This window comes from Ruminococcus gauvreauii (genome assembly GCF_025151995.1).
Taxonomy (GTDB): domain Bacteria; phylum Bacillota; class Clostridia; order Lachnospirales; family Lachnospiraceae; genus Ruminococcus_G; species Ruminococcus_G gauvreauii.
Window position 1 is genome coordinate 139,867 of record NZ_CP102290.1, and the last position, 21,200, is coordinate 161,066.

Below are 21,200 nucleotides of genomic sequence, written 5' to 3' on the forward strand. Positions count from 1 at the left end.
TTTTTTCTCCTTCATCCCTGATTATGCAGATTACAATAATACTCATATGCACTTTCCGTGACAGTATCAATTTCCTTCTCAACTGTTCTCAGATAAGTCAGCGTGTCATGGAGGATCATATACATACATTCATCCAAATCTCTGAATGCCATTTTACGGATTTCCTCCAGCCGCGGGGCTTTATTTCGTCCAGGTTCGATGTAATCTGCAATATAAATAATTTTTTCCAGGACCGTCATAGCCGCCTTTCCCGTAGTGTGCCACGTAATCGCAGAAAGTACTTCCGGGTCGCGGATATCAAACTTCTTTTTCGCAAGATGAGCACCCAGTTTTGCGTGCAGCATGTATGGATGAGTCGTCTCATAGTGAGATGGTGTAATTCCGAATTTACCGCACAGCCGCAGTTTCTTTTCATCCGGAATACATTTCGCGCAGTCATGCAGAAGCCCCGCAAGCTGCAGCTTAGCGGGATCCCCGCCGTGAACCATACCCATACACGCAGCTGTGTACATCACGCCCATCGTATGTTGGAAACGCTGACGGTCCAGATAATTTTTCAATTTTCTTTCCAGCTTTATTAAATCATGCTTTTGTTCTGCCACGATGTCACCTCTTATTACTTACCGGTAAATCCGGTTTTCATAGATATAATCAATTACCCGGTTCGGTACATAATACTTTATCGTACGTTCTTCCTCAATCCATGAGCGCAGCATCTGAGATGAGACATCAATGTTAAGGCTGTCCAGCTTCAGGAAACTGCCGCCGTATTTCTTTGAAAGCCGCGTCATCTCAGCTACTATTTTCTCATCCATTGTGTGATCCCGCGTCGCCACAACGATTCTGGCTGCCGCACAGATTCTTTCCGGTTCTTTCCATGTCTCAAAATTGAACAGTGAGTCCGCACCAATGATAAAATAGTATTCATTTTCCGGGTATTCCTCATTCAACCGTTCAAGCGTACGAAACGTATACGTATACCCATCCTCATTCATTTCCACAAGCGACAGCTCAAAATGAGGATTATCCGAGATCGCACGGGCAACCATCTCCACACGCTGCTCGTCAGTCGCACGGCCCCGGCGGTTTTTCTTGTGCGGCGGATTACCCGCCGGCAGAAAAAGAACTTTTTCCAGTCCAAACTGCTCATATGCAGTCTCTCCCAGAATCAAGTGTCCCACGTGAATCGGGTCAAAGGTCCCTCCCATGATACCGATTTTCTGTTCTTTTTGCATAAGCCTTATCTCCGGGGCAGTTCAATCTTTTTCTTATCGTCCCTGCCCTCTTTATAGAGTACGATTTTTCTGCCAATCACCTGAACAACTTCCGACTGGGTGCGTTCCGCCAGAACCTGAGCTAACGCTTTCGGATCATCCATACAGTTTTTCAGTACGTTGATCTTGATCAGTTCCCGTGCCTCCAGCGCTTCAGCCACAGATGAAGTGTTTTCCGGTGTCAGGGTCGATTTTCCAATCTGCAGGATCGGGTCCATTGTCATGGCCAGCCCCTTTAAATACGCTCTTTGTTTACTCGTCATACTTACTCCTATTTGTAATAATCAAACTCAAAACCGTACATCCGGACAGTGTCGCCTTCCTCGATTCCGGCGGCTTCCAGTTCCTTCAGGATTCCTCCGTCTTTCAGGAACTTCTGGAAAAATGCAAACCCTTTTTCGGAATCCAGATTTGTATAACCAAGCATTTTTTCAATCTTGGGGCCTTCCACGATGAACGTATGTGTATCATCTTCAGCTTTTTCCACGGTAAACGGAAGATTCTCCGTGATGAGTACGTCCTCGGGGAAGAATTCCTGTTCAAATACAACCGGTTTTTTCTCAATGTTATCCAGCATATGCTGAACATGATACAAAAGCTCAGATATTCCCTGTCCGCTGACAGCGGATATGGGGAATACTGCAATTCCCTGCGGTTCAAATTCTTTCTTCAGGCGTTCCAGCGGATTCTCACCGTCTGCATAGATCACATCTGTTTTATTTGCCGCAATCACCTGAGGCCGTCTTGCAATCTCCGGGTTGTAAGCCCGAAGCTCCTCATTGATCTTATAGATATCATCTACGGGATCCCGTCCCTCTGTAGACGCCGCGTCCACCACGTGGATCATCACGCGTGTGCGCTCGATATGCCTCAGGAATTCATGACCGAGACCGACGCCCTCTGACGCCCCCTCGATCAGCCCTGGTATATCCGCTATGACAAAACCGCTGCAGCCGTCCAGATCCACAACCCCGAGATTCGGGTTAATGGTCGTAAAATGATAATTAGCTATTTTGGGCCGTGCATTCGTCACGCGTGACAGCAGTGTAGACTTTCCGACATTCGGAAATCCGATCAGCCCGACATCCGCGATGACCTTAAGCTCCAGACGTACCTCGAGTTCCTGTGCATCCTGACCCGGCTGTGCGTACTTCGGTGCCTGCATCGTAGCAGTCGCATAATGCATATTTCCCTTTCCGCCCCTGCCTCCGCGCAGTACTGCCTGACGTCTGTTGTCCCCGGACATATCCGCGATGACCTTTCCGCTCTGTGCTTCCATGATCACGGTTCCCTCCGGAACTTTTAATACGATATCCGTGCCGTCTTTTCCATGGCAGCGGCGTTTGCCGCCCTCTTCTCCGCTCTGTGCATAAAATTTTCTTTTATGTCGATAATCCGTCAGGGTATTCATACCTTCATCAACTTCGAAAATGACGTCCCCGCCTTTTCCTCCGTCTCCGCCGTCCGGGCCTCCGTTCGGAACGTAAAGCTCCCTTCGGAAACTCACGTGACCGTCTCCGCCTTTTCCTGACCGGATGATTATTTTCGCTCTGTCTGCAAACATATTTTCCTCCACTTCTGTGGGAATAGATAAAAAGGCTTCAAACCGATGTGATTTGAAGCCCCCTAAGTATTACTCTGATACTGGAACGATAGAAACCTGTTTCTTATCTCTTCCTTTTCTTTCGAATCTTACAACACCATCTGTCAATGCAAACAGTGTATCGTCTTTACCGCGTCCTACATTCACACCTGGATGAATTCTTGTTCCGCGCTGCCTGTAAAGGATATTGCCTGCTTTTACAAACTGTCCATCGGCTCTTTTTGCACCTAATCTCTTGGATTCAGAATCCCTGCCGTTCTTTGTAGAACCAACACCTTTTTTATGTGCGAATAACTGAAGGTTCATATTCAACATGTCCTTACACCTCCTTCGTTGTTATCTCTATAAACTTATTTCCATAATTTTTCCGGATTTCACGAAGCCCCAGCACCAGAGAATCGAGCAGCAGCTGTGCTCTGTCACTCACCGGCTGTGTCAGATGAAATTCCAGATACCCATCGTCCTGTCCGCCTTCGAAATCATCTTCCGTAAACGTCTCGATGGAATTCAGTGTATTAATCGTCAGCGCCGAAACTGCTGCACATACAATATCATTGCCGTGCGCGCCGTAGCCGGCATGTCCTTTTGATTCAATACCGATACACCTGTTATTGTTCACAAAAATCGTAATCTCAATCATCACAGTTTAACAATTAAGCGTTGATTTTTTCAATCTTAACTTTTGTAAACTGCTGTCTGTGACCGTTTTTCTTGTGATAACCAGTTTTTCTTTTGTACTTATAGATTACGACTTTTTTAGCTTTTCCGTTCTCAATGACAGAAGCAGTTACGCTTGCATTTGCTACATCGGAACCAACTTTTAACCCATCGTTGTTCACTGCAAGTACATCTTCAAATGTAACAGTTTCACCAGCTTCTGCACCAAGCTTTTCCACTCTAATGATATCGCCTTCGGCTACTTTGTACTGTTTACCACCTGTTGCAATAATTGCGTACATATGGCACCTCCTATTATCATTACTCGCCAGATATGGTGGTTCCTGAAGCGGAACACTTATAACCTCTCTGTGCGGCATACTCTATGATAATACCACAGGCGTGTCCTTTCGTCAAGAAATTCTTCCTGTATTTTTCATTTTTTACGGTTCTCATACAACAATCCTCGCAGTTCTGTACAGTTTTTCGTTCAGATCATTGTAGAACATATACTGCTGGAGTATTCCCCCGTATCCTCTGTATTTGTCATGGGGAAATCCCAGGGGATAATGAACCTCCAGGATTTTTTTCACGTGGGTGTCGATGGGGAAGGCTTCTATATGATAAAGTCCAAACAGACAGATACAATCCGCCACTTTCCTGCCGATGCCGTACTGTGCTGTCAGCCTTCTGTGAGCCTCTTCGTAGTCTGCACGTTTCAGTTCTTCCAGGTTCAGTGTTCCCTCCAGAACGGCCTGCGCTGTGCGGTAAACATATTTGTCACGGTAGCCAAGTCCCAGCGTTTTCAGCACTGCCATACCGCCCCGCACAATGGCTTCTGGTCCCGGAAAGGTATCGTACTGTCTTCCGTTCTCCGCAGTCCTGTCCTCACCCAGAGTTCTGCACAACAGTTCTATGCTTCTCCTGATTCTGCTGATATTATTGTTCTGGGATATCAGAAAGGTAATGATCATTTCCCAGAGTTCCTGTCTCAGTATTCTTATGCCCCATCCAAGCCTTGCAGCCTCGGTGAGGTATGGGTCACCGGGATCCACGGATGCTTTTATTATTCCATAGTCCGTATCCAGATCCAGATAGTTTCTCCAGATCTCCTGAAACTCCTGCTCTGAACACGAAAAGGAAAACACATCCCCTTCCTGTCCGATCTCCAGATACTTCCCGAAAGCCACGAGAGCATATATCCCCTCCTGCTTTTCCTCCATCCGAAAACACTGACCCGACCGCGCAATCTGCATCAGGTCCATATCCGGAAGTTTCTTTTTCAGCATTTAAACCCCCGCCCCAATCTTTTTGGATGAAGCAATCGCCAGCGATCCCGGGCCGATATGGCAGGCTACGCTGAGAGAAAGCGGATTAACAATCACATCAATGCCTGGAAACGCTTCTTCAATTTCCTGTTTAAAGCGTATCGCTTCGTCTTCATTTGCCGTATGCGCAACTGCCAGGTGCATCTTTCGTCTGGCTGCGGCATCCGCAAAGCGAGTATCAAAGTCTTTTTTCATGGCGTCCAGCATGGTTTTTTTCGCCTGTTTCTGACCGCGCACTTTTGCATAAGCGTCCAGCTTTTCCCCCTGAATCTGCAGCACTGGTTTCAGATTCAGAACGGTACCGATCATAGCCGCAGCAGGCGTGATGCGGCCGCCTTTTTTCAGGTATTTCAGCGTGTCAACCATAATGTAGATGCTTGACTCAAATTTCTCATTCTCCAGAACTTCTTTAATCTGTACTCCATTCATCCCGGCTTCAGCCAATCCGAGCGCATCCATGACGGATTGACGCTGTGTCACCGATATCCTCTGATTATCAACGACATGGACCTTTCCCGCATAGGCATCCTCCATCGCAAGCGCCGTCGCCGTCGCACAGGTCGCACTGAGTCCGCTCGACATAGGGATATGAACAACCTCATGATATTCTCTCAGCAATTCGTCCCACAGCTCCATTACTTCACCGGGTGACGGCTGGGAGGTCGACACATCAATGTCTTCTGCAAGGTGTTCATAAAACTGTTTCTGTGTCAGATCAATATCCTCATAGTGAATCTGCCCATTGATAAAAAAAGGCATGGCAATGACACGGATCCCCAGTGCCCTTGCTTCATCCTGTGTTATACCGCTGTTGCTGTCCGTAACAACCGCAACCTTGTTCATACGTAGCCCTCCTTGGCACCTTTTAATGTACCGATTTGTTCGTGCAGGGATTTCCTGGTCTTTTTTCTCGTGATCTCGACAATCTGCAGACGCGTCATATCTACAACGTTCGTCCTGACCGGATCTTTTCTGCAGCAGGCTGACAGCACATGCAGCAGTTCATCCTGGTGGTCCGGATTGTCCATATTTATAAAATCAACTAAAATAATACCATACAAATTGCGAATGCGCAATTGCCTGGCAATCTCCCTGGCTGCTTCGAGATTGATTTTCCGGTAGGTTTCAGAGGCTTTCTTTTTTCCGCTGAATTTACCGCTGTTTACGTCGATCGCGACAAACGCCTCCGTTTGCTGAATCACCAGAAAACCCCCGCTCTTCAGCCAGATTTTCTGCCTCAATGCGTCAGAGACTTCCTTTTCCAATGAAAATAGCTTGTACAGCGGGAGCATCCTGTCTTCGTAGAACTGAAGCATCTGCGATTTTTCCGGCTGATACGCAGTCAGATAGCCGAGAATATTTTCATGGATTTCCGGTATATCCGTGATGATCTTTTCAAGATCTCCGTCCTTTTGATTTTTCAGTTCCCGGATGTAGTACGGAACTGCCTGTTCTGCCAGTGAATAGCAGGTACGCGTCCGGCCTTTCAGCAATACGGTATCCATCCTCTGATACAGTTCAAACAGCTCTTTTAATACTTCCTCTTTCGATGCGCCTGCAGCGTTGGTCCGTATGATCACACCGCAGTCCTCTCTTTTATACGGCTCCATCCATTTTTTCAGGCTGCGGCGGACCTCCCTGTCCAGCCTTGAGGAGATCCCAAGCTCTTTTCTTCCGAGCGTGACCACCATGAATTTCCCCGCCAGGCTGAGATTCGCTGTGACTTTCGGCACTTTTGATTTCAGCGCCTCCTGCTCTACCTGCACTAAAAGTTCATCTCCTGCCCTCAGGCCCTCCATCCCCTCTTCTTCCAGCGAAAGATAACAGGGAACATTCGGCTTGATATCCACAAATGCGCCTTTGATTTCCGGCATTACCTTGTTTACTTTTCCAATATAGATATTGCCCAGTATGGTATCGTCCTGACAGGGGTGAACCTGAAGCTCCACAACACCTGTCTCATCCATAACTGCCATGACCCGGCACATCGTATCGTGGATGGGAAAACCGGTCAGTATCAGTTTCTTACTCAATGATCTTACCCAGGCTTTCCAGAGAAACCAGTTTCAGATGCTGCTCATCTCCTGTATTTGCATAGACCTCTTCCCGGTGGACCATCCAGGCATACGGCAAAACTTCTTCCCCCATATAACGGTAGAATGTCTCCATCACAAGCTCAGGCTTTAAGTTATGCACGCTTCCCGTTGCAAGCTGCATGAAAATGCGTCCGTCGATCAGTTCAAACCGGTAAATCAGCGGCCGAATATCCGTTTCCTGTTCACTCCGCTTCGTTTTTTTCATCACCATAATGGAACGCTGTGCCATAAAACCGGAAATCCGTTCTCTGTAATTCTGTGATGGTTCCCGGCCCTCCCGAAAGTCCACATAATAGTCTGCGGCAGCCACCAGCGACATCGCCTTGCTCGCTTTCTGATCCGGAATCTCGCGGACGCTCATTACTCTGATTCCCTCAGCCATCACGGCGTTAAAACGCCTCCCGAAGTCCGCCGTAGACAGGGGCGTTTGTACTTCCATATCAAAGTACTCACCGCTGCTGGTCACTCCGACTCCGAGCGGTGCGGCAAATGACATGATCATATGGGGGCTGAACCCCTCAGAATAAGCGACATCAATTCCGGCGCGCCGGATCGCCTTCTGAAAATAACGCATCATATCCAGATGCCCAATGAATTTCATCGCGCCTTTTTTCTCAAATTTAACTCTTACTTTCAATACAGACTCCTCCCTGGTAAACATTTGCGCCGCATCCCGAACACTGTGTTCTGCAGTTTGGGGTCACTTTCTCTGACCGCGCATGATTCCATTCTCTCAGCAGAAACGATTTATCAACGCCGGCATCGATAAAATCCCAGGGGAATCGTTCGTCCTCTGTCCGTTCCCGCATTGTATAAAAATCAGGATCCAAACCCGTCTCTTCAAAAGCCTCCTGCCAGTGTCCATAGTGAAAGAATTCGCTCCAGGCATCAAAAATACAGCCCTTCTCATAAGCTTTCTGTATGACTTTTGCACAGCGTCTGTCTCCGCGCGCCAGCAGTCCTTCCAATACCGTCACATCTGCCTCATGCCAGTTGTATTTGATACTCTTCTGATTGAGCTGTGCACGGATTTCTTCCCGCACGGTCTTTGCCCGGTTCAGGTATTCTTCCTGCGGACACATCGCCGCCCACTGAAACGGCGTAAATGGTTTCGGAACGAAGAAGGAAGTACTCACCGTAATCTGGCATTTTCCGTTCCTTCTGTCTTTGGGAATCTCATAGTACCGCTCTGCGATCTTCTCCGAGAGGTGTGCGATGCCTTTCTGATCTTCTTCCGTCTCAGTCGGCAGTCCCAGCATAAAGTAAAGCTTTACCTTATTCCAGCCGCCTTCAAATGCGGCACCCGCTCCGTTCAGTATGTCCTCTTCCGTCAGTCCTTTATTGATGACATCCCGCAGACGCTGTGTACCTGCCTCCGGCGCAAAAGTAAGCGAACTTTTCTTTACATCCTGAACCTTTTCCATGGCCTGCAGTGAGAATTCATCGATCCGAAGAGAAGGCAGCGAAATATTGACCTTTGTCCTGCTGCACTCCTGAATCAGGAATTCCAGGAGTTCCTGCAGTTTCGAATAATCGCTGGAGCTCAGGGAACTCAGAGATATCTCCTCATGTCCAGTATTTTTCAGCAGTTCTTTCGCAAGATTTTTCAGATATTCCACATCCCGTTCCCTGGTCGGCCGGTATATCATGCCAGCCTGACAGAAACGGCATCCGCGGATGCACCCCCTCTGAATCTCAAGTACTACACGATCCTGCGTGGCTTTGATGAACGGCACCACTGGTGCTTTCGGATAGTATGTATCAGAAAGCTCCATAACAACCTGTTTTTTAATAATTGCCGGAATTTCTTCACACAGAGGCGTAAACGACGCCAGTGTGCCATCCTCGTGATACGATGGTTCGTACAGCGAAGGCACATAGATTCCCGGTACCGACGCTGCCTTTTTCAAAAATTCCTCTCTCGGCTCACCATTTTCCCTGCAATTCTGATAGAGATCCAGCAGCTGAAAGTAAACGGTCTCTCCCTCCCCGATATAAAACAGGTCAAAAAACGGAGCCAGCGGTTCCGGATTATACGTACACGGACCGCCGCCGATCACAATCGGATCATCCCAGGTCCTCTTTCGGGCCTCGATCGGAATACCGCTCAGATCCAGAATCTGCAGGATATTCGTGTAACACATTTCATACTGTATTGTGATTCCCAGGAAATCAAACGCTTTGACCGGGTCCTGTGATTCCAGCGCAAACAGCGGGATATGTTCTTCCCTCATGATCCGGTCCAGATCAGGCCACGGGGAATAAACCCGCTCACACCAGATGTTGTCTTTCCGGTTAAACATGTCGTACAGAATCTGAATTCCCAGGTGTGACATCCCGATTTCATACACGTCCGGAAAGCACATGGCAAAGCGCACGTCTACCTTATCCGGGTCTTTATTGACCGAATTCACCTCATTGCCGATATAGCGTGCCGGTTTCTCGATTTTTAGCAAGACTTCATCACTTAAAGCTAATTTTCTCATGTTCTTCCTTTCATTGTCTGGTTATAGTTCATGATTTTAGAACCGTTACATTTTATGTCATATTCCTTCTTAATGAAGGAGTTTTTCGTTCTTAATTAAATTCTGTGCTTTCTTCCATAAAATCTGGGTTGTGCCTGACCATTGTCACTGGAGGCAATACTGTTGGTTTAATCTTTCCCATTATATACATTTTGAGAGAGAACTTCAAGTAGATATCCTTTATCAGTCCGCAGGTTCCGGCTTTTTGTTGTTCCACAAGGACATGAGTAAAGGGAACCCATGCAGGCGGCGTTGTAAATTCACCTTAAAAGGGGGCTATCGGGAAATGACGGATTTTAGCCCCTCGGATACAAAATAGCAGCACCCCGGTGAAAATCATGCCTTCAGGCATCTGTTTTTTCACCGGGGTGCTGTTCTGTATTTTTGTTCGTTCTTCATATCCTGTTTTAAAGCGCACAAAAGAAAGGTCCTGTGGTTTCTGAAGCATTCTTCTGCTACGCCAAGCCCTGCTCCGCTTTCCCCTCGTATTTCTCGATCTCCCCCAAAAACCGGCTGAATTTTGTGTGATATAAGAATTATGCGCGGAGTCGTATATTTCGGGCGCCGCGCTCTGCACATACCTGTTCTATTGTGCACATTTATCGAGCAGCTGCGTGAGCTTTTCATACAGAACGTTCACATCCAGAGGCTTGGCGATATGGGCGTCCATCCCCGCTTCCCAAGCCTCCTTCACGTCCTTCTCAAAGGCATTGGCAGTCATGGCGATGATGGGAATGCTCCTGGCGTCGGCTCTCATATCCGCCCGGATGGTCCGGGCTGCCTCATAACCATCCATCACCGGCATCTGAATATCCATCAGTATGGCGTCATAGGTCCCGGGTGCCGCCGCCCGGAATTCTTCCACAGCCAGCGCCCCATTGCCTCTGACCTCAGTCTTTGCCCCGCACATCCCCAGGATCTCGCAGACGATTTCAGCATTGATCTCATTGTCTTCCGCTACCAGAAAGCGGCGTCCCAGAAAGAGATGCCCGTCGATTTTATCCAGCGGCTGCAGCTCAGGTGTCAGCTGACTTGTTCCTTCCGGCGCTGTCTCAACTTTCAGTTCGACCTGGAATGCGGTACCTTTATTTGGCTCACTCTGCACAGATATATGTCCCTCCATCAGGTCGACCAGTCCCTTGACAATGCTCAGCCCCAGTCCGGACCCTTCCATGCGGGATACTGCGCGGCTGCGGACGAACGGCTCAAAGAGATGTGTCAGAGTCTCTTCCTCCATTCCAATCCCCGTGTCGCTGATGGTGAAGCGGTAACATGCCCATTGACTTTTCTCCGCTGCCGGAAGTTCGTCCACCATAAAACGCACGGTGCCTCCCCGCGGTGTGAATTTGACCGCATTGCCCAGAATATTGATCAGAATCTGAGTGATGCGCAGGATATCCCCATAAAAATAAGGGTTTCTTATCCGGCCAAGCCGAATATCATATTGCAGCCCTGCCTGGTCCGCCTGAGGCATGATAATCTCTCCGACCTGCTTCACCAGGTCCGGCAGATAAATGCGCTCCCGGTTTAACGTGATCTTAGCGCTCTCTATCCGGTTCATGTCCAAAATATCGTTGATCAGGCTCAGCAGATGGTTGGAGGAAGCGGATATTTTCTGCAGGCAGTCCTGAACCCGGCAGGGATCGCCGATGTTGGCTTTCGCCAGCGTAGTCATCCCCATGATGGCGTTCATAGGTGTGCGGATGTCGTGGCTCATTGCCGACAGGAAGTCGCTCTTAGCCTGACTTGCCTGCCGGGACAGCAAAAGAGCACGCTCAAGCTCCGCTTTGGCGGCCCGCTCCGTGTTCAGCATATCCGTCACATCTGCCCTCACCATACAAACGGTCTTATGGTTTAGATCTCCCCACAATACATTGACCTGCTTGTACCGCAGACCTTCCTCCCCCTGATAGGGAAGAACGAAATCGTAGCCCTCCGGCTTTTCTTTCAGTTTACGAAGCAAAGTTTCCAGATGAAATATTTTTTTTATGACCTCACGTTCAGCCGCTGTCTCATAATAGCCGACGAGATTATCCAGCACGGCGTTATAGTTCTGCGCGTTATGGGGAGGCAGATTTTCCAGGACCATCTGTCTGGTATACATGGTTAAGGTCCCAGCAGAGGCATCGATGAATCCTGCGAGTTCACAGGTATAAGCGATTACTCTGAGCAGCCGCTGCTGTTCCCGTATAGAATCGGTAATATCCGTCCTGGACAGGCATACCCTGCCCAGCCTCAGGTCAATAGGAGAAACCGTTATATTCTTGGCCCGGACATCCCCACTTTCGTCTTCCATAGAGAAAGCAAACGTATAGGCCTGCCCCTGTTTCAACCGTTCTAACATACGATCAGGATTCAGACTGTCCAGATACTGCTCCCTGTCTCTGGGCACAACCCTGGATTCTGCCATCTGTGCCACAAAGAGCGAGTGACTCCCCTGCTGCGGCGGCACACAGCCGGCATTGTCATCCCGGGACAGTACCTTATATGTGTCCCTCCTCAGGTCCACATCCGCGACAAAATCATAGCCTGTGACAGACAGCTGGTGAACAACCCGTTCTGCAGCTATCTGCTCAGTGATATCCATGACTGTCAGTATTCCCGTGACGTCGCCGCTGTCCGGCGTGGACACCATACTCATTTCAACTTTTACATACCGGCCGATCTCCTCGTTTGGAAGCATGACAAAGAAGTTCTTTACCTGCTTGGTCTCTCCGCGTTCATAGGCTGCCAGTGCCGGGCCGCCAAGATACGTGTTCAGAAACACCTGCCGCTCTTCATCCTCCACCACCAGAGCTGACAGACCGGTAAAAAATGTCTCACGGACAGAACCAAACGTCTTAAGCAGTTGCGCACCTGTCTGATCACTGATCTGTATAATCCGATCCTGTGTGATATTGCAGTGACCCATCACAAGAACATTAGGATCAGACTTCTGATAATGCCGCAGAAGAAGGTCGTTATACTGCTGCCGGACACGGGCGCGCTCCTCCCTCTCCTTCGTCATATCATTGTAGACGGAATAGATCTTCCTTACTCCTCCTTCATGCTCGATGAGAGACAGGGTGTTCTTCACCCACACATAATCCCCGGAACCTTTCAGGAGCCTGTACTCGATTTCCCAGTGGCTTTTCCCACTGACAAAATACGCTGCCAGCTGCTTGCGCACATGCTCCAGATCTTCCGGATGGACTCCTGTCAGAGCGTCTTTCTGATATAATTTCCAAGTATCTTCCAGTGACATCCCTGTAGTTGCTGCGAGTCCTTCTGATATATATTCGGGTATGATACTGCCGTCCTCTTCGTAGCGGACCACTACCACACCGCCCGGAAGATTTTTTAAAGTATTCTGAAAGTATTGTTCCAGGCGCCGCTGCTCCGTCACGTCGCTGTAGACCACATACAGAAACTCGCCCCCATCAGATCCGGTCCTTCGGGAACCCTCGATGCATATCCACCGGTATTCGCCAAATCCGTCATGAAATATCCTGCAGGTGTGCCGCAGCGTATCACCGCCGGCAATCAGACCGGCGAGACCTTCCTGCAGTGCCGCACGGTCATCCTCATGAACGCAGCGAAAGGTCACCTCTTCCCTGACACGGGCAATATATTGATTGTTATGCCCAAGCACATCAAAAAAAGCCGGATTATGATACATTGGATAAAGCTGCCCCCGTTCCACACGGTAAATGCACATACCGCTGGGAATACTGTCAAGAACCTCTTTCAATTTATTGTTCAGCTCCATTTTCTGCCCCCTCTCAGCATGACCTGTCCTGGTTTATTCATTCTCCCGTCCCGCAATAAAATCATGCAGGACCTGAAACAGCCGCTCCGGCTCGATGGGTTTTGCCAGATGTGCATTCATCCCGGCCGCTTTGCTCTTTTCTACGTCTTCGTCAAAGGCGTTGGCGGTCATTGCAATGATAGGAATCGTACCGGCATCAGCATTGGTCATATGCCGGATGTTATTGGCCGCCGTAAGCCCATCCATCTGGGGCATCCGGATGTCCATGAGGACAGCGTCATAACTGCCCGCTTCGGACTTACTGAACATCTCGATGGCACGCAATCCGTTTTCCGCCGTATCCACAGCAAAGCCCTTACTCTCCAGCAGGACCATAGCCACTTCTGTGTTGATGGCATTGTCCTCGACGAGCAGAACCCGGCGGCCGGTAAAATCAAACAGAGCTGAATTGTCCTCTGCCCCGGTCTCCTCCTTTTCGCCAAGCGCTCTGGAAAAGGCGGAAATCAGGGAGGATTTGAACATTGGCTTGCTCATCAGCAGGTTGACTCCTGCCATCCTGGCCTCATGCTCTATGTTTGACCAGTCGTATGCAGTCATGATGATGATGGTCACCTCCGGCCCTGCATCAGCACGGATACGGCGGGCGGTCTCGATGCCGTCCATATCAGGCATCTTCCAGTCGATGAGGATCATATCGTAGTATTTGCCAGCCTCATGCAGCTTACGTACCTGTTCGATGGCCTTTTGGCCGCTGTCCACCCATTCCGCAGTGACTCCCATTTCTCTGAGTGTGAGCACTGCGCTTTCACACACAGCTACATCATCATCGACGACCAGTGTCCTCAGTGCAGAAAAATTGGGATTTGTCTTTTTTCTGCTGCGGCGCACCATTTCTTCATCCGTAATCCCCACCGGAACATCCACGGTGAATTCCGACCCGATTCCCTTGATGGAGCGAACGATGATCTTTCCCCCCATCAGATCTACGATACTCTTTGAAATGGCCAGGCCCAGTCCCGTGCCTCCATACAGCGCTGTGGTGCCCATGGATTCCTGTGCAAAAGGTTCGAACATATACTGGAGAAATTCCTCATCGATGCCGATTCCTGTATCGTTGATGATAAAACGCAGTTCAGCACCATTCTTGATTTTCCTGTGTACCCCGACGGAGAAAGTGACTTTGCCTCCCTCACCGGTAAACTTAATGGCGTTGGACAGGATATTGATCAGGACCTGCTGCAGCTTCATGGCGTCCCCCATATAATAATCATCCATCGTTGGGTCTGTGATGCATTCGTAATCCACATCTTTTGCCGCCGCCTGGCTGTAGCAGATAGTACTAAGGCTGCTTAGAAAATCCTCTATGGGTATTCTCTCATTTTTCAAAAGCATTTTTCCGCTCTCAATCCGGCTCATATCCAGGATGTCATTGATGAGGGAAAGTAAAAAACGGGAGGAAATCCCAATCTTTGAAATGCACTCCGAAACCTGCTCATCATTGCCAATGGCCTTAGCAGCGATGGCACTCATACCGATAATAGCGTTCATGGGGGTGCGGATTTCATGACTCATACGGGAAAGGAAATCTGTTTTGGCTGCGTTGGCCTGCCTGGCTGCGGTTAAAGCGGATGCCAGAGCTTCTTTCTGCTGCTGTTCCTGGCTGATGATATCAGTGACATCTGTGCGGGCAATGCATACGCGCCCAAGCTCCCGGCTGATATAAAAGACCTGAAACCGCTTAACCCGGTAATTTCCATATCCGTCACATGTCTTCGCCATAAAACTGTAGCTGCCATGTTCAGCTAACTCCTTCTGCATATAAACAAAATCCAGTTTTTTGAGATACTCACTCCCCTCAGACTCATCCATAATAGTTGCGGCGATCGTTCTGGCCTCCGCCTGGAACCGCCCTTTTTTTGGCATCATGTTCTCTACGCCGGGGCAAAAGGACACGACCTGGTAAGCGTCATTGCGGATGTCGATATCGGAAATGATCTCGTAATCCAGCTCGGTCACTTTGCTCAGGAGCTGCTCCTGCATTTTTTGCTCTGTCATATCAATGGTATAAAAGAAAGCAATCACATCTTTGTTTTCCGGATTCTTATGAAACCTGAAATTTGTTTTGCTCCAGAACATCCCTCCATCTTTTCTCTTCCGCAGAAACTCAAAACGATGATCTGTTTTTCCGGCGGCAAAATCTGACAACACACGTTCCCTTCCAAGTACAGTGCGGAGGTATCCGCCATACTCAGAGTCCGCTGCAGAATCTGCCAGTTTTCTAATCGCCTGTTCATAGGTGTGTCCCGTCCGAGCGATGGCAGCGGCGTCCGTGGACTGGTAGCTCTCGACTCTGTCCTGCGTGACGTTGACACGGCCCTGAATACTGCCCTCAGTGGAAGCTGCCTGCGCAAAGTAGGCCAGTTCTTTTTCATAGAGCTCCCGTATCTGCCTCTGAGCCAGCTTCTCATCGGTAATATCCACAAAGACGCCATGGAAATACAGTATTCCGTCATCTCCGGGCATCAGCTGGGCTTTCAGTGATATCCATTTGACATTTCCATCCTTGCAGACCAGCCGGTGTTCATCCCGTATAGTGTTGCCGCGGCCATTGTCCGCCATCAGCTTTTTGCGCACAGCTCCCAGATCTCCCGGGTAAACTACAGCAGCCATCCCATTCCCCAGTTCGACGAACTCTTCCCGGGTATAACCCAGGAGCTCATACAGACCATCATTGGCATCTGCAACAGAAAAATTATCATCACACCTGACGCGAAACACCGCGCCGGGTACGTTGTTACAGAGATGCATAACCTCATCCTGAGCCTTTTTCTGAGCCGTAATATCGATGCACACGGATATAATGGCCTGTCTGCCATTTTCCGCGGTGACAGCCCTCCCCAGATCGTGCACCCAGATGTAAGAGCCATCCTGTTTCTTCATACGATACTCGACCCCATACTCACTGCCATCTGCCATCTGGCGGGTAACCTCCCTATCCACCATAACCCGATCGTCCGGATGTATACAGTTTGAGATCATGCCCCCGATATCAGCAATAAATTCTTCTTCGCAGGTATAGCCAAGGTACTCCAGCATCCGATTGTTGATAAAATAAAAAGGGAAACCTTCTTCATTATATCCACCCATCATGCCGCCGGGCACGGAAGCACTAAGCAGATCCTGCCATTGCTTTGCGATGGACTCTACCACCAGTGTCCCGGGGTAATGTTCCTCACCCCGTTGGCTGTTTCCGGGCTCTGCAAACCATAATGTCCGCACACGCCAAGTGCCGCGCTGACGAACAAGAGTAAAAAAGCCGCGCACACGCCAATGGTACTGTGTGCTTCTTAAGAGCATCCCCACGGACAGGTTGCGCATATCTGTGCCGATCTCCTGCTCCTGAAAGAGTGTGAGCTCAACCCCGAAAGGCTCCGTGATTTCCTGAACATCCCGCTTCAGGTATTCCCGCATCTCCCGTGGGCTGTGGGCAAACTCATCCTCTCCCGTGCCGACAAAGCAGAACTCATCGTCCAAAAAAGCACACACCTCGTCGACGCTTCGCCGCTCAAACCAGGCACTGCACAGTGTGCTCAGGGTCTCCCAGGCAGTCATCGTATTCAACATTCGTTTGCTCCCTTCCATGGCATGCACTCGCCCCTGCCGCTGTTTTTTGCAGCGTACAGTGCTTCATCGGCCCGCCGAATGATTTCCTGTATTGGCTCTTTGTCGTGCCAGAGCGCGACGCCGGCAGAGCACGCCGCTGTATCCAGATCGGCATAGCGGCTCCTGTAAAAGGCATGACAGATGTCTGCCCCCTTTTTCAGGGCGTCGTCCAGAGAGCGCATCTGCCGCATTACCACGAGGAACTCGTCTCCCCCCAGCCGTACCAGCACGTCATCCGCACGCGTATGTGCGCGCAGCAGGGAAGCAAAGTGAATGATCAGATGATCACCTTCCACATGTCCGTACTTATCATTAAATTGCTTCAGTTCATCCAGATCAAACATAAAGACCGCTGAAGCCGCCTCCCGCCTCAGCGTTTCTGTTATAGTGTCCAGCCCCCGGCGGTTGAGAAGGCCTGTCATGGAATCCCGGCAGGCCTCATCCTGCAGCACATGCGTCCTCTCCTGAAGGGAATGAATACTGACAGCCCGCAGTACTCTTCTGCGCAGAACTTTCTGGCTGTGTGGTTTTGCCGCATAGTCGGCGGCTCCGTGCTCTATTGCATACTGCTCCAGTTCCAACGGCCCCGCCGCAATGATCTGAACCTCCCATCCTCCCCGCTCCTTCTGTACCGCATCCAGGATGCGTAAGCTGCCCGACTCAGGCAGCGTCATGCTCAGGATTACAGCTGCCACTTCAGACCAGCTGCTCCCCAGCACTCTGAGAGTGTCCTCACAACTGACAGCCTCACGCACCTCAAACCTGTCAGAAAACGTCCTGCGCACCTGGGCACGATATTCTGCGTCCTCGTCTGCCACCAGCAGGATTCTTTCTCTGTGCACTGCTGAGGCTTCACTCTGACTGCTCACCGTGACCCCGGTTGGCGGAGACGCACTCAGTATTGCTTCGAAATCCCTGACAGGCATAGGTTTTGCGAAGTAGTAACCCTGGGCATAATCACACCCGTCAAGCTGAAGCCGCTCCAGCTGCTCCCGGGTCTCTACGCCCTCTGCGACCACGCTCAATTTCATCCAGCGTGCCATGCTCACAATAAACGGCAGGATACCCTGGCCGGACGGCCTGGTGATCTCAGTGTGTATGAATTTCATATCCAGTTTCAGCACATCGATAGGCATTTCTGTGAGCATATTCAGAGACGAGTAACCGCTGCCGAAATCGTCCATCTCGATAATGAATCCCAGCTTGTGCAGACACCCCAGAGTTTCTACGATCCGCTTTGGGGTCTCTGTATAAGCGCTTTCTGTTATCTCCAGATGGAGGCGGGAAGGCGCCAGTCCGTAGCGCTGAACCATAGAGCTCAGAACCTCCGTCAGGTCTGTGTTGTGAATATCCATCCGTGAGACATTGACCGAAATGCTGATAGCGGGATAGCCTTTCTTATCCCACTCCTGCAGAAGAGCGCAGACCTGCTCCCAGACATACTGGTCCAGTTTTGTGATAAAGCCGTTGCGCTCAAAGATGGGGATGAACTCAGCCGGCGGCTGCAGCCCCCATTCCGGGTGGTTCCACCGCACCAGAGCTTCTGCCCCAGCCAGCCACCCGTCCCAGATCTGATACTTAGGCTGCAGGTAGACTTCGAACTGTCCAGCATCCAAGGCTGTTTCCATACAGTCTGTAATGGCCTGGCGGCGCAGCAGCTTGCCGCGCAGGTTATCATCGTAGAGGGCGAAGTGTCTGCCATATTTGCCCTTGATGCTCTGCGCAGCCAGCAATGCCCTGTCACATATCTGCTCTACAGAAACCTCTCTGTCTTCTACTGTATAGATACCATACTTCATTACCACATTCTGATCGCCGAAGCCGCTGTTTATTCTGGTATCGGACTGGGTAAACATCTCATCCGAATAGTCTTCCCGATGCTCCAGAAGACAGGCAAACTGATCTGCCCCCATCCGCCCGCAGATACCGTGGTCCCCCAGCCTCTGCGTGTACAGGCCGGCTACCTGCTGCAGCAGACGGTCACCGGCTGCAACACCGAAGGTATCGTTGATCAGCTTGAAATCCTCGATGTCAGAACAGAGGATATCATATTTCACATCCGGATTCCCATACAGGATGTCCCTGGCCTGCTGGCAGAAGAATTCCTTGCTGTATACTCCGGTGACACGGTCATACCGGAGCTCATTGATAAGAGCAGATGTTTCCCGCAGATGGGTAATGCCTGCTATCCGGTGCAGGATGATCTGGGGGCGGTAGGGTTTGGTGAGAAAATCCGTGGCACCATGGGCCAGAGCCGCCACCTCGTCCTCCTCGCTGTCGTTTGACGTGGTCACAATGACCGGGACAGCAGCGACACGTGGATCTGCCTTAATGTGCTGAAGAAAGGTGTATCCATCCATGACGGGCATGTAGATATCTAACAGGATCAGGGATATTCCAACACCGTATTTCTCCAGAACAGAAAGCGCCTGCGACCCGTTTTCCGCCTCCAGAATTGTATATTCCGGTGCCAGGATAGCCACCAGCGCTGCCCTGTTAATCTCATTATCCTCAACCACTAAAATCTTTTTATTCAATAACATGGTTCTGTACCTGACCTTTTTTCTTGTTCGTCCATTCCCGTGGAAGCAGTCTCAGCTGAACAGACGGGGAGTATGCGTCAATCAAAATGACATATAATATACAGGAACTTATGACTTCTTATAGTTTACTCGATTTGTCATGAGACTTCAAGGAAAAACGCGAAATCAGCAGCAAAATCCATATCATTTTCAATGACATTCTATTGTCAATTACTTTGATGCATGGTATACTTTGAAAACAGGGAGGTGGACTATGCAGTTCTACGAAAAACTTATATTTATTATGAATCTTACCCAAACGTCAAACCAGGAGCTCGCCCGGGCAATCCATGCAGACCCCGCTACCATAAGCCGTCTGCGCACCGGAAAAAGAGGGATACCGCGCAATCCGGAACCGCTGCGCAGCATGGCGCTGTTTTTCGCAGGGCGCTGCGTCACGGAATATCAGAGACGCGCCCTGTCTGAGATGGCGGGAGTCAAACGAATCATCACAGCCAAACGCGACCAGTTATCAGAATTTCTTTTTTACTGGCTCTGCGGTGATGCAGATGGGGTCGACCGCTTTATGCGTACCTTTGAATCTTTAAAAATAGAAGGGAATCCGCCCGAGCCCGACATGGCCCCCCACATGATCAGCACCAAAGGAAATTATATCTATTATGGAAACGAGGGGAAACGCGCAGCCATGAGGGCTGCATACCAGCACCTGCTTACCCGGCAGATGCCGGTCACTCTTTGTGTCGTCGCAGATGAAACGGATGACTGGCTGATGGAGGATTATGACTTTACCGCCAGCATGCAGTCCGGACTGCTGGCCCGCCTGCGTCAGGGGCTCCAGATCCTCCATATCATACCATCCATCTATTCAGGTGATCAGATACTGGAATCCCTGTCCCGATGGATTCCCCTCTACATGACCGGTCAGGTAAAAGCGTACTTCTATCCCCATATCCGTGACCGCCTTCACCGGCATACCTGCATCGTGGCGCCCGGTCAAATCGCACTGACATCACACTCCATGGCAGGCCAATCCTCCAGCTATGCTACTTTACTTACCACAGACACGAGGCTGATCCAGGCCATTGAAACAGAATTTCAGGATTACCTGTCCATGTGCCGCCCTATGCTGAATATCTATTCTGAGCCGCGGAGACTCCTTCAGTGCTTCATGAACTTCCTCTCGCCCTGCGGCTTCCGCATTCAGAAGCTGCTCTCCTTGTCCGCGGTCACCGCGCCGCTCGAGCTGATCGTCGAATCCATTGAGCGCAGGGAGGATCCTGAGATGAAAAAGCTGGGCGAAATCTACCTTCAGGAGATGAAAAAACTGGAACAGAATCAGGACCAGTATGACATGATCGACATCGTCCATCTCTCCAGCGCAGAGCAGGTACGCACCGGCACCGTGCCCATCATTTCCTCTTACGGGATTGCCGAAACACTCTACTATACGCCGGAGACCTATGCCCTGCACCTGAAGAAGATTCTGCACATCCTGGAGACGCATGAGAACTATCACTTCGTCCCTCTGGAGGGGCCCGTTGAAGAGGAAAGCGCCCTCATGGTAAAGGAAAATCACAGGGCGCTTCTGGTGCATACCTCCGAACCTTTTACCGTCTTTGAGATCTCTCAGCCTGAGATTGTCGCACTTTACCGAGAGCACCTGCTTCGAATTGCAGAAAGACAGGGCTACACCGGCATACACCGCTCGAAGATCAAGTCGAAAATACGGGAACTGATACGGGAACTTCAGGAAAACTGATACA

The 21,200-nt window shown here is 50.0% G+C and carries 16 protein-coding genes; 1 reads left to right on the top strand and 15 read right to left on the bottom strand.

Annotation, left to right across the window (positions count from 1 at the left end; genetic code table 11):
* Positions 1-11 precede the first annotated feature (11 nt).
* The 15 genes from yqeK to NQ502_RS00770 form a co-directional block, all read right to left on the bottom strand.
* Positions 12-602 carry a bis(5'-nucleosyl)-tetraphosphatase (symmetrical) YqeK gene (gene yqeK, locus NQ502_RS00700; RefSeq protein WP_044983039.1) on the bottom strand — a complete coding sequence of 197 codons (591 nt, stop codon included), beginning with the start codon at positions 600-602 and terminating at the stop codon, positions 12-14.
* An 18-nt stretch (positions 603-620) separates the two neighbouring features.
* Positions 621-1,235, bottom strand: coding sequence for a nicotinate-nucleotide adenylyltransferase (gene nadD / locus NQ502_RS00705; protein ID WP_028527798.1), 615 nt, complete (start codon positions 1,233-1,235; stop codon positions 621-623).
* 5 nt (positions 1,236-1,240) lie between these two features.
* Positions 1,241-1,537, bottom strand: coding sequence for a ribosome assembly RNA-binding protein YhbY (gene yhbY / locus NQ502_RS00710; RefSeq protein WP_028527797.1), 297 nt, complete (start codon positions 1,535-1,537; stop codon positions 1,241-1,243).
* Positions 1,538-1,545: 8 nt separating this feature from the next.
* Positions 1,546-2,838: a GTPase ObgE gene (gene obgE / locus NQ502_RS00715; RefSeq protein WP_028527796.1), complete on the bottom strand. Its 1,293-nt coding sequence runs from the start codon at positions 2,836-2,838 to the stop codon at positions 1,546-1,548.
* Positions 2,839-2,907: 69 nt separating this feature from the next.
* Positions 2,908-3,192, bottom strand: a complete 285-nt coding sequence (rpmA, locus tag NQ502_RS00720; protein ID WP_028527795.1) for a 50S ribosomal protein L27 — start codon at positions 3,190-3,192, stop codon at positions 2,908-2,910.
* Positions 3,193-3,196: 4 nt separating this feature from the next.
* The gene (locus tag NQ502_RS00725; protein WP_028527794.1) at positions 3,197-3,517 is read right to left on the bottom strand and encodes a ribosomal-processing cysteine protease Prp; all 321 of its coding nucleotides are present in this window, start codon (positions 3,515-3,517) and stop codon (positions 3,197-3,199) included.
* A gap of 13 nt (positions 3,518-3,530) precedes the next feature.
* Complete coding sequence (gene rplU, locus NQ502_RS00730) at positions 3,531-3,836, bottom strand: 50S ribosomal protein L21 (RefSeq protein ID WP_028527793.1); 306 nt, start codon at positions 3,834-3,836, stop codon at positions 3,531-3,533.
* A gap of 150 nt (positions 3,837-3,986) precedes the next feature.
* On the bottom strand, positions 3,987-4,823 hold the full coding sequence (locus NQ502_RS00735; protein WP_028527792.1) for a DNA-3-methyladenine glycosylase family protein: 837 nt from the start codon (positions 4,821-4,823) through the stop codon (positions 3,987-3,989).
* Positions 4,824-5,705 carry a DegV family protein gene (locus NQ502_RS00740; protein WP_028527791.1) on the bottom strand — a complete coding sequence of 294 codons (882 nt, stop codon included), beginning with the start codon at positions 5,703-5,705 and terminating at the stop codon, positions 4,824-4,826.
* The gene (locus NQ502_RS00745) at positions 5,702-6,895 is read right to left on the bottom strand and encodes a ribonuclease E/G (RefSeq protein ID WP_242830233.1); all 1,194 of its coding nucleotides are present in this window, start codon (positions 6,893-6,895) and stop codon (positions 5,702-5,704) included. The genes NQ502_RS00740 and NQ502_RS00745 overlap by 4 nt, the downstream gene beginning before the upstream one ends.
* The gene (locus NQ502_RS00750; RefSeq protein ID WP_028527789.1) at positions 6,888-7,595 is read right to left on the bottom strand and encodes a TIGR03936 family radical SAM-associated protein; all 708 of its coding nucleotides are present in this window, start codon (positions 7,593-7,595) and stop codon (positions 6,888-6,890) included. Before NQ502_RS00750 ends, NQ502_RS00745 begins: the two co-directional genes overlap by 8 nt.
* On the bottom strand, positions 7,579-9,444 hold the full coding sequence (locus tag NQ502_RS00755; protein WP_028527788.1) for a TIGR03960 family B12-binding radical SAM protein: 1,866 nt from the start codon (positions 9,442-9,444) through the stop codon (positions 7,579-7,581). The genes NQ502_RS00750 and NQ502_RS00755 overlap by 17 nt, the downstream gene beginning before the upstream one ends.
* A gap of 625 nt (positions 9,445-10,069) precedes the next feature.
* A complete protein-coding gene (locus tag NQ502_RS00760) occupies positions 10,070-13,231 on the bottom strand; it encodes a PAS domain-containing hybrid sensor histidine kinase/response regulator (protein ID WP_028528321.1) in 3,162 nt (1,053 codons plus the stop codon).
* 33 nt (positions 13,232-13,264) lie between these two features.
* Entirely contained in the window at positions 13,265-16,855 is a 3,591-nt protein-coding gene (locus NQ502_RS00765) for a response regulator (protein ID WP_028528322.1), read from the bottom strand.
* Positions 16,849-19,437 carry an EAL domain-containing protein gene (locus NQ502_RS00770; protein WP_028528323.1) on the bottom strand — a complete coding sequence of 863 codons (2,589 nt, stop codon included), beginning with the start codon at positions 19,435-19,437 and terminating at the stop codon, positions 16,849-16,851. The genes NQ502_RS00765 and NQ502_RS00770 overlap by 7 nt, the downstream gene beginning before the upstream one ends.
* 253 nt (positions 19,438-19,690) lie before the next feature.
* Here NQ502_RS00770 and NQ502_RS00775 point away from each other — a divergent pair, with 253 nt between their 5' ends.
* Positions 19,691-21,196, top strand: coding sequence for a hypothetical protein (locus NQ502_RS00775; protein ID WP_028528324.1), 1,506 nt, complete (start codon positions 19,691-19,693; stop codon positions 21,194-21,196).
* Positions 21,197-21,200: the final 4 nt, after the last annotated feature.

Coding starts and splice junctions, on each gene's coding strand:
- NQ502_RS00770 (WP_028528323.1), bottom strand. CDS start 19,437: ATGTTATTGAATAAAAAGATTTTAGTGGTTGAGGATAATGAGATTAAC.
- NQ502_RS00760 (WP_028528321.1), bottom strand. CDS start 13,231: ATGGAGCTGAACAATAAATTGAAAGAGGTTCTTGACAGTATTCCCAGC.
- NQ502_RS00740 (WP_028527791.1), bottom strand. CDS start 5,705: ATGAACAAGGTTGCGGTTGTTACGGACAGCAACAGCGGTATAACACAG.
- yhbY (WP_028527797.1), bottom strand. CDS start 1,537: ATGACGAGTAAACAAAGAGCGTATTTAAAGGGGCTGGCCATGACAATG.
- NQ502_RS00735 (WP_028527792.1), bottom strand. CDS start 4,823: ATGCTGAAAAAGAAACTTCCGGATATGGACCTGATGCAGATTGCGCGG.
- nadD (WP_028527798.1), bottom strand. CDS start 1,235: ATGCAAAAAGAACAGAAAATCGGTATCATGGGAGGGACCTTTGACCCG.
- NQ502_RS00725 (WP_028527794.1), bottom strand. CDS start 3,517: ATGATTGAGATTACGATTTTTGTGAACAATAACAGGTGTATCGGTATT.
- NQ502_RS00755 (WP_028527788.1), bottom strand. CDS start 9,444: ATGAGAAAATTAGCTTTAAGTGATGAAGTCTTGCTAAAAATCGAGAAA.
- NQ502_RS00775 (WP_028528324.1), top strand. CDS start 19,691: ATGCAGTTCTACGAAAAACTTATATTTATTATGAATCTTACCCAAACG.
- NQ502_RS00765 (WP_028528322.1), bottom strand. CDS start 16,855: ATGTTGAATACGATGACTGCCTGGGAGACCCTGAGCACACTGTGCAGT.
- obgE (WP_028527796.1), bottom strand. CDS start 2,838: ATGTTTGCAGACAGAGCGAAAATAATCATCCGGTCAGGAAAAGGCGGA.
- rplU (WP_028527793.1), bottom strand. CDS start 3,836: ATGTACGCAATTATTGCAACAGGTGGTAAACAGTACAAAGTAGCCGAA.
- rpmA (WP_028527795.1), bottom strand. CDS start 3,192: ATGTTGAATATGAACCTTCAGTTATTCGCACATAAAAAAGGTGTTGGT.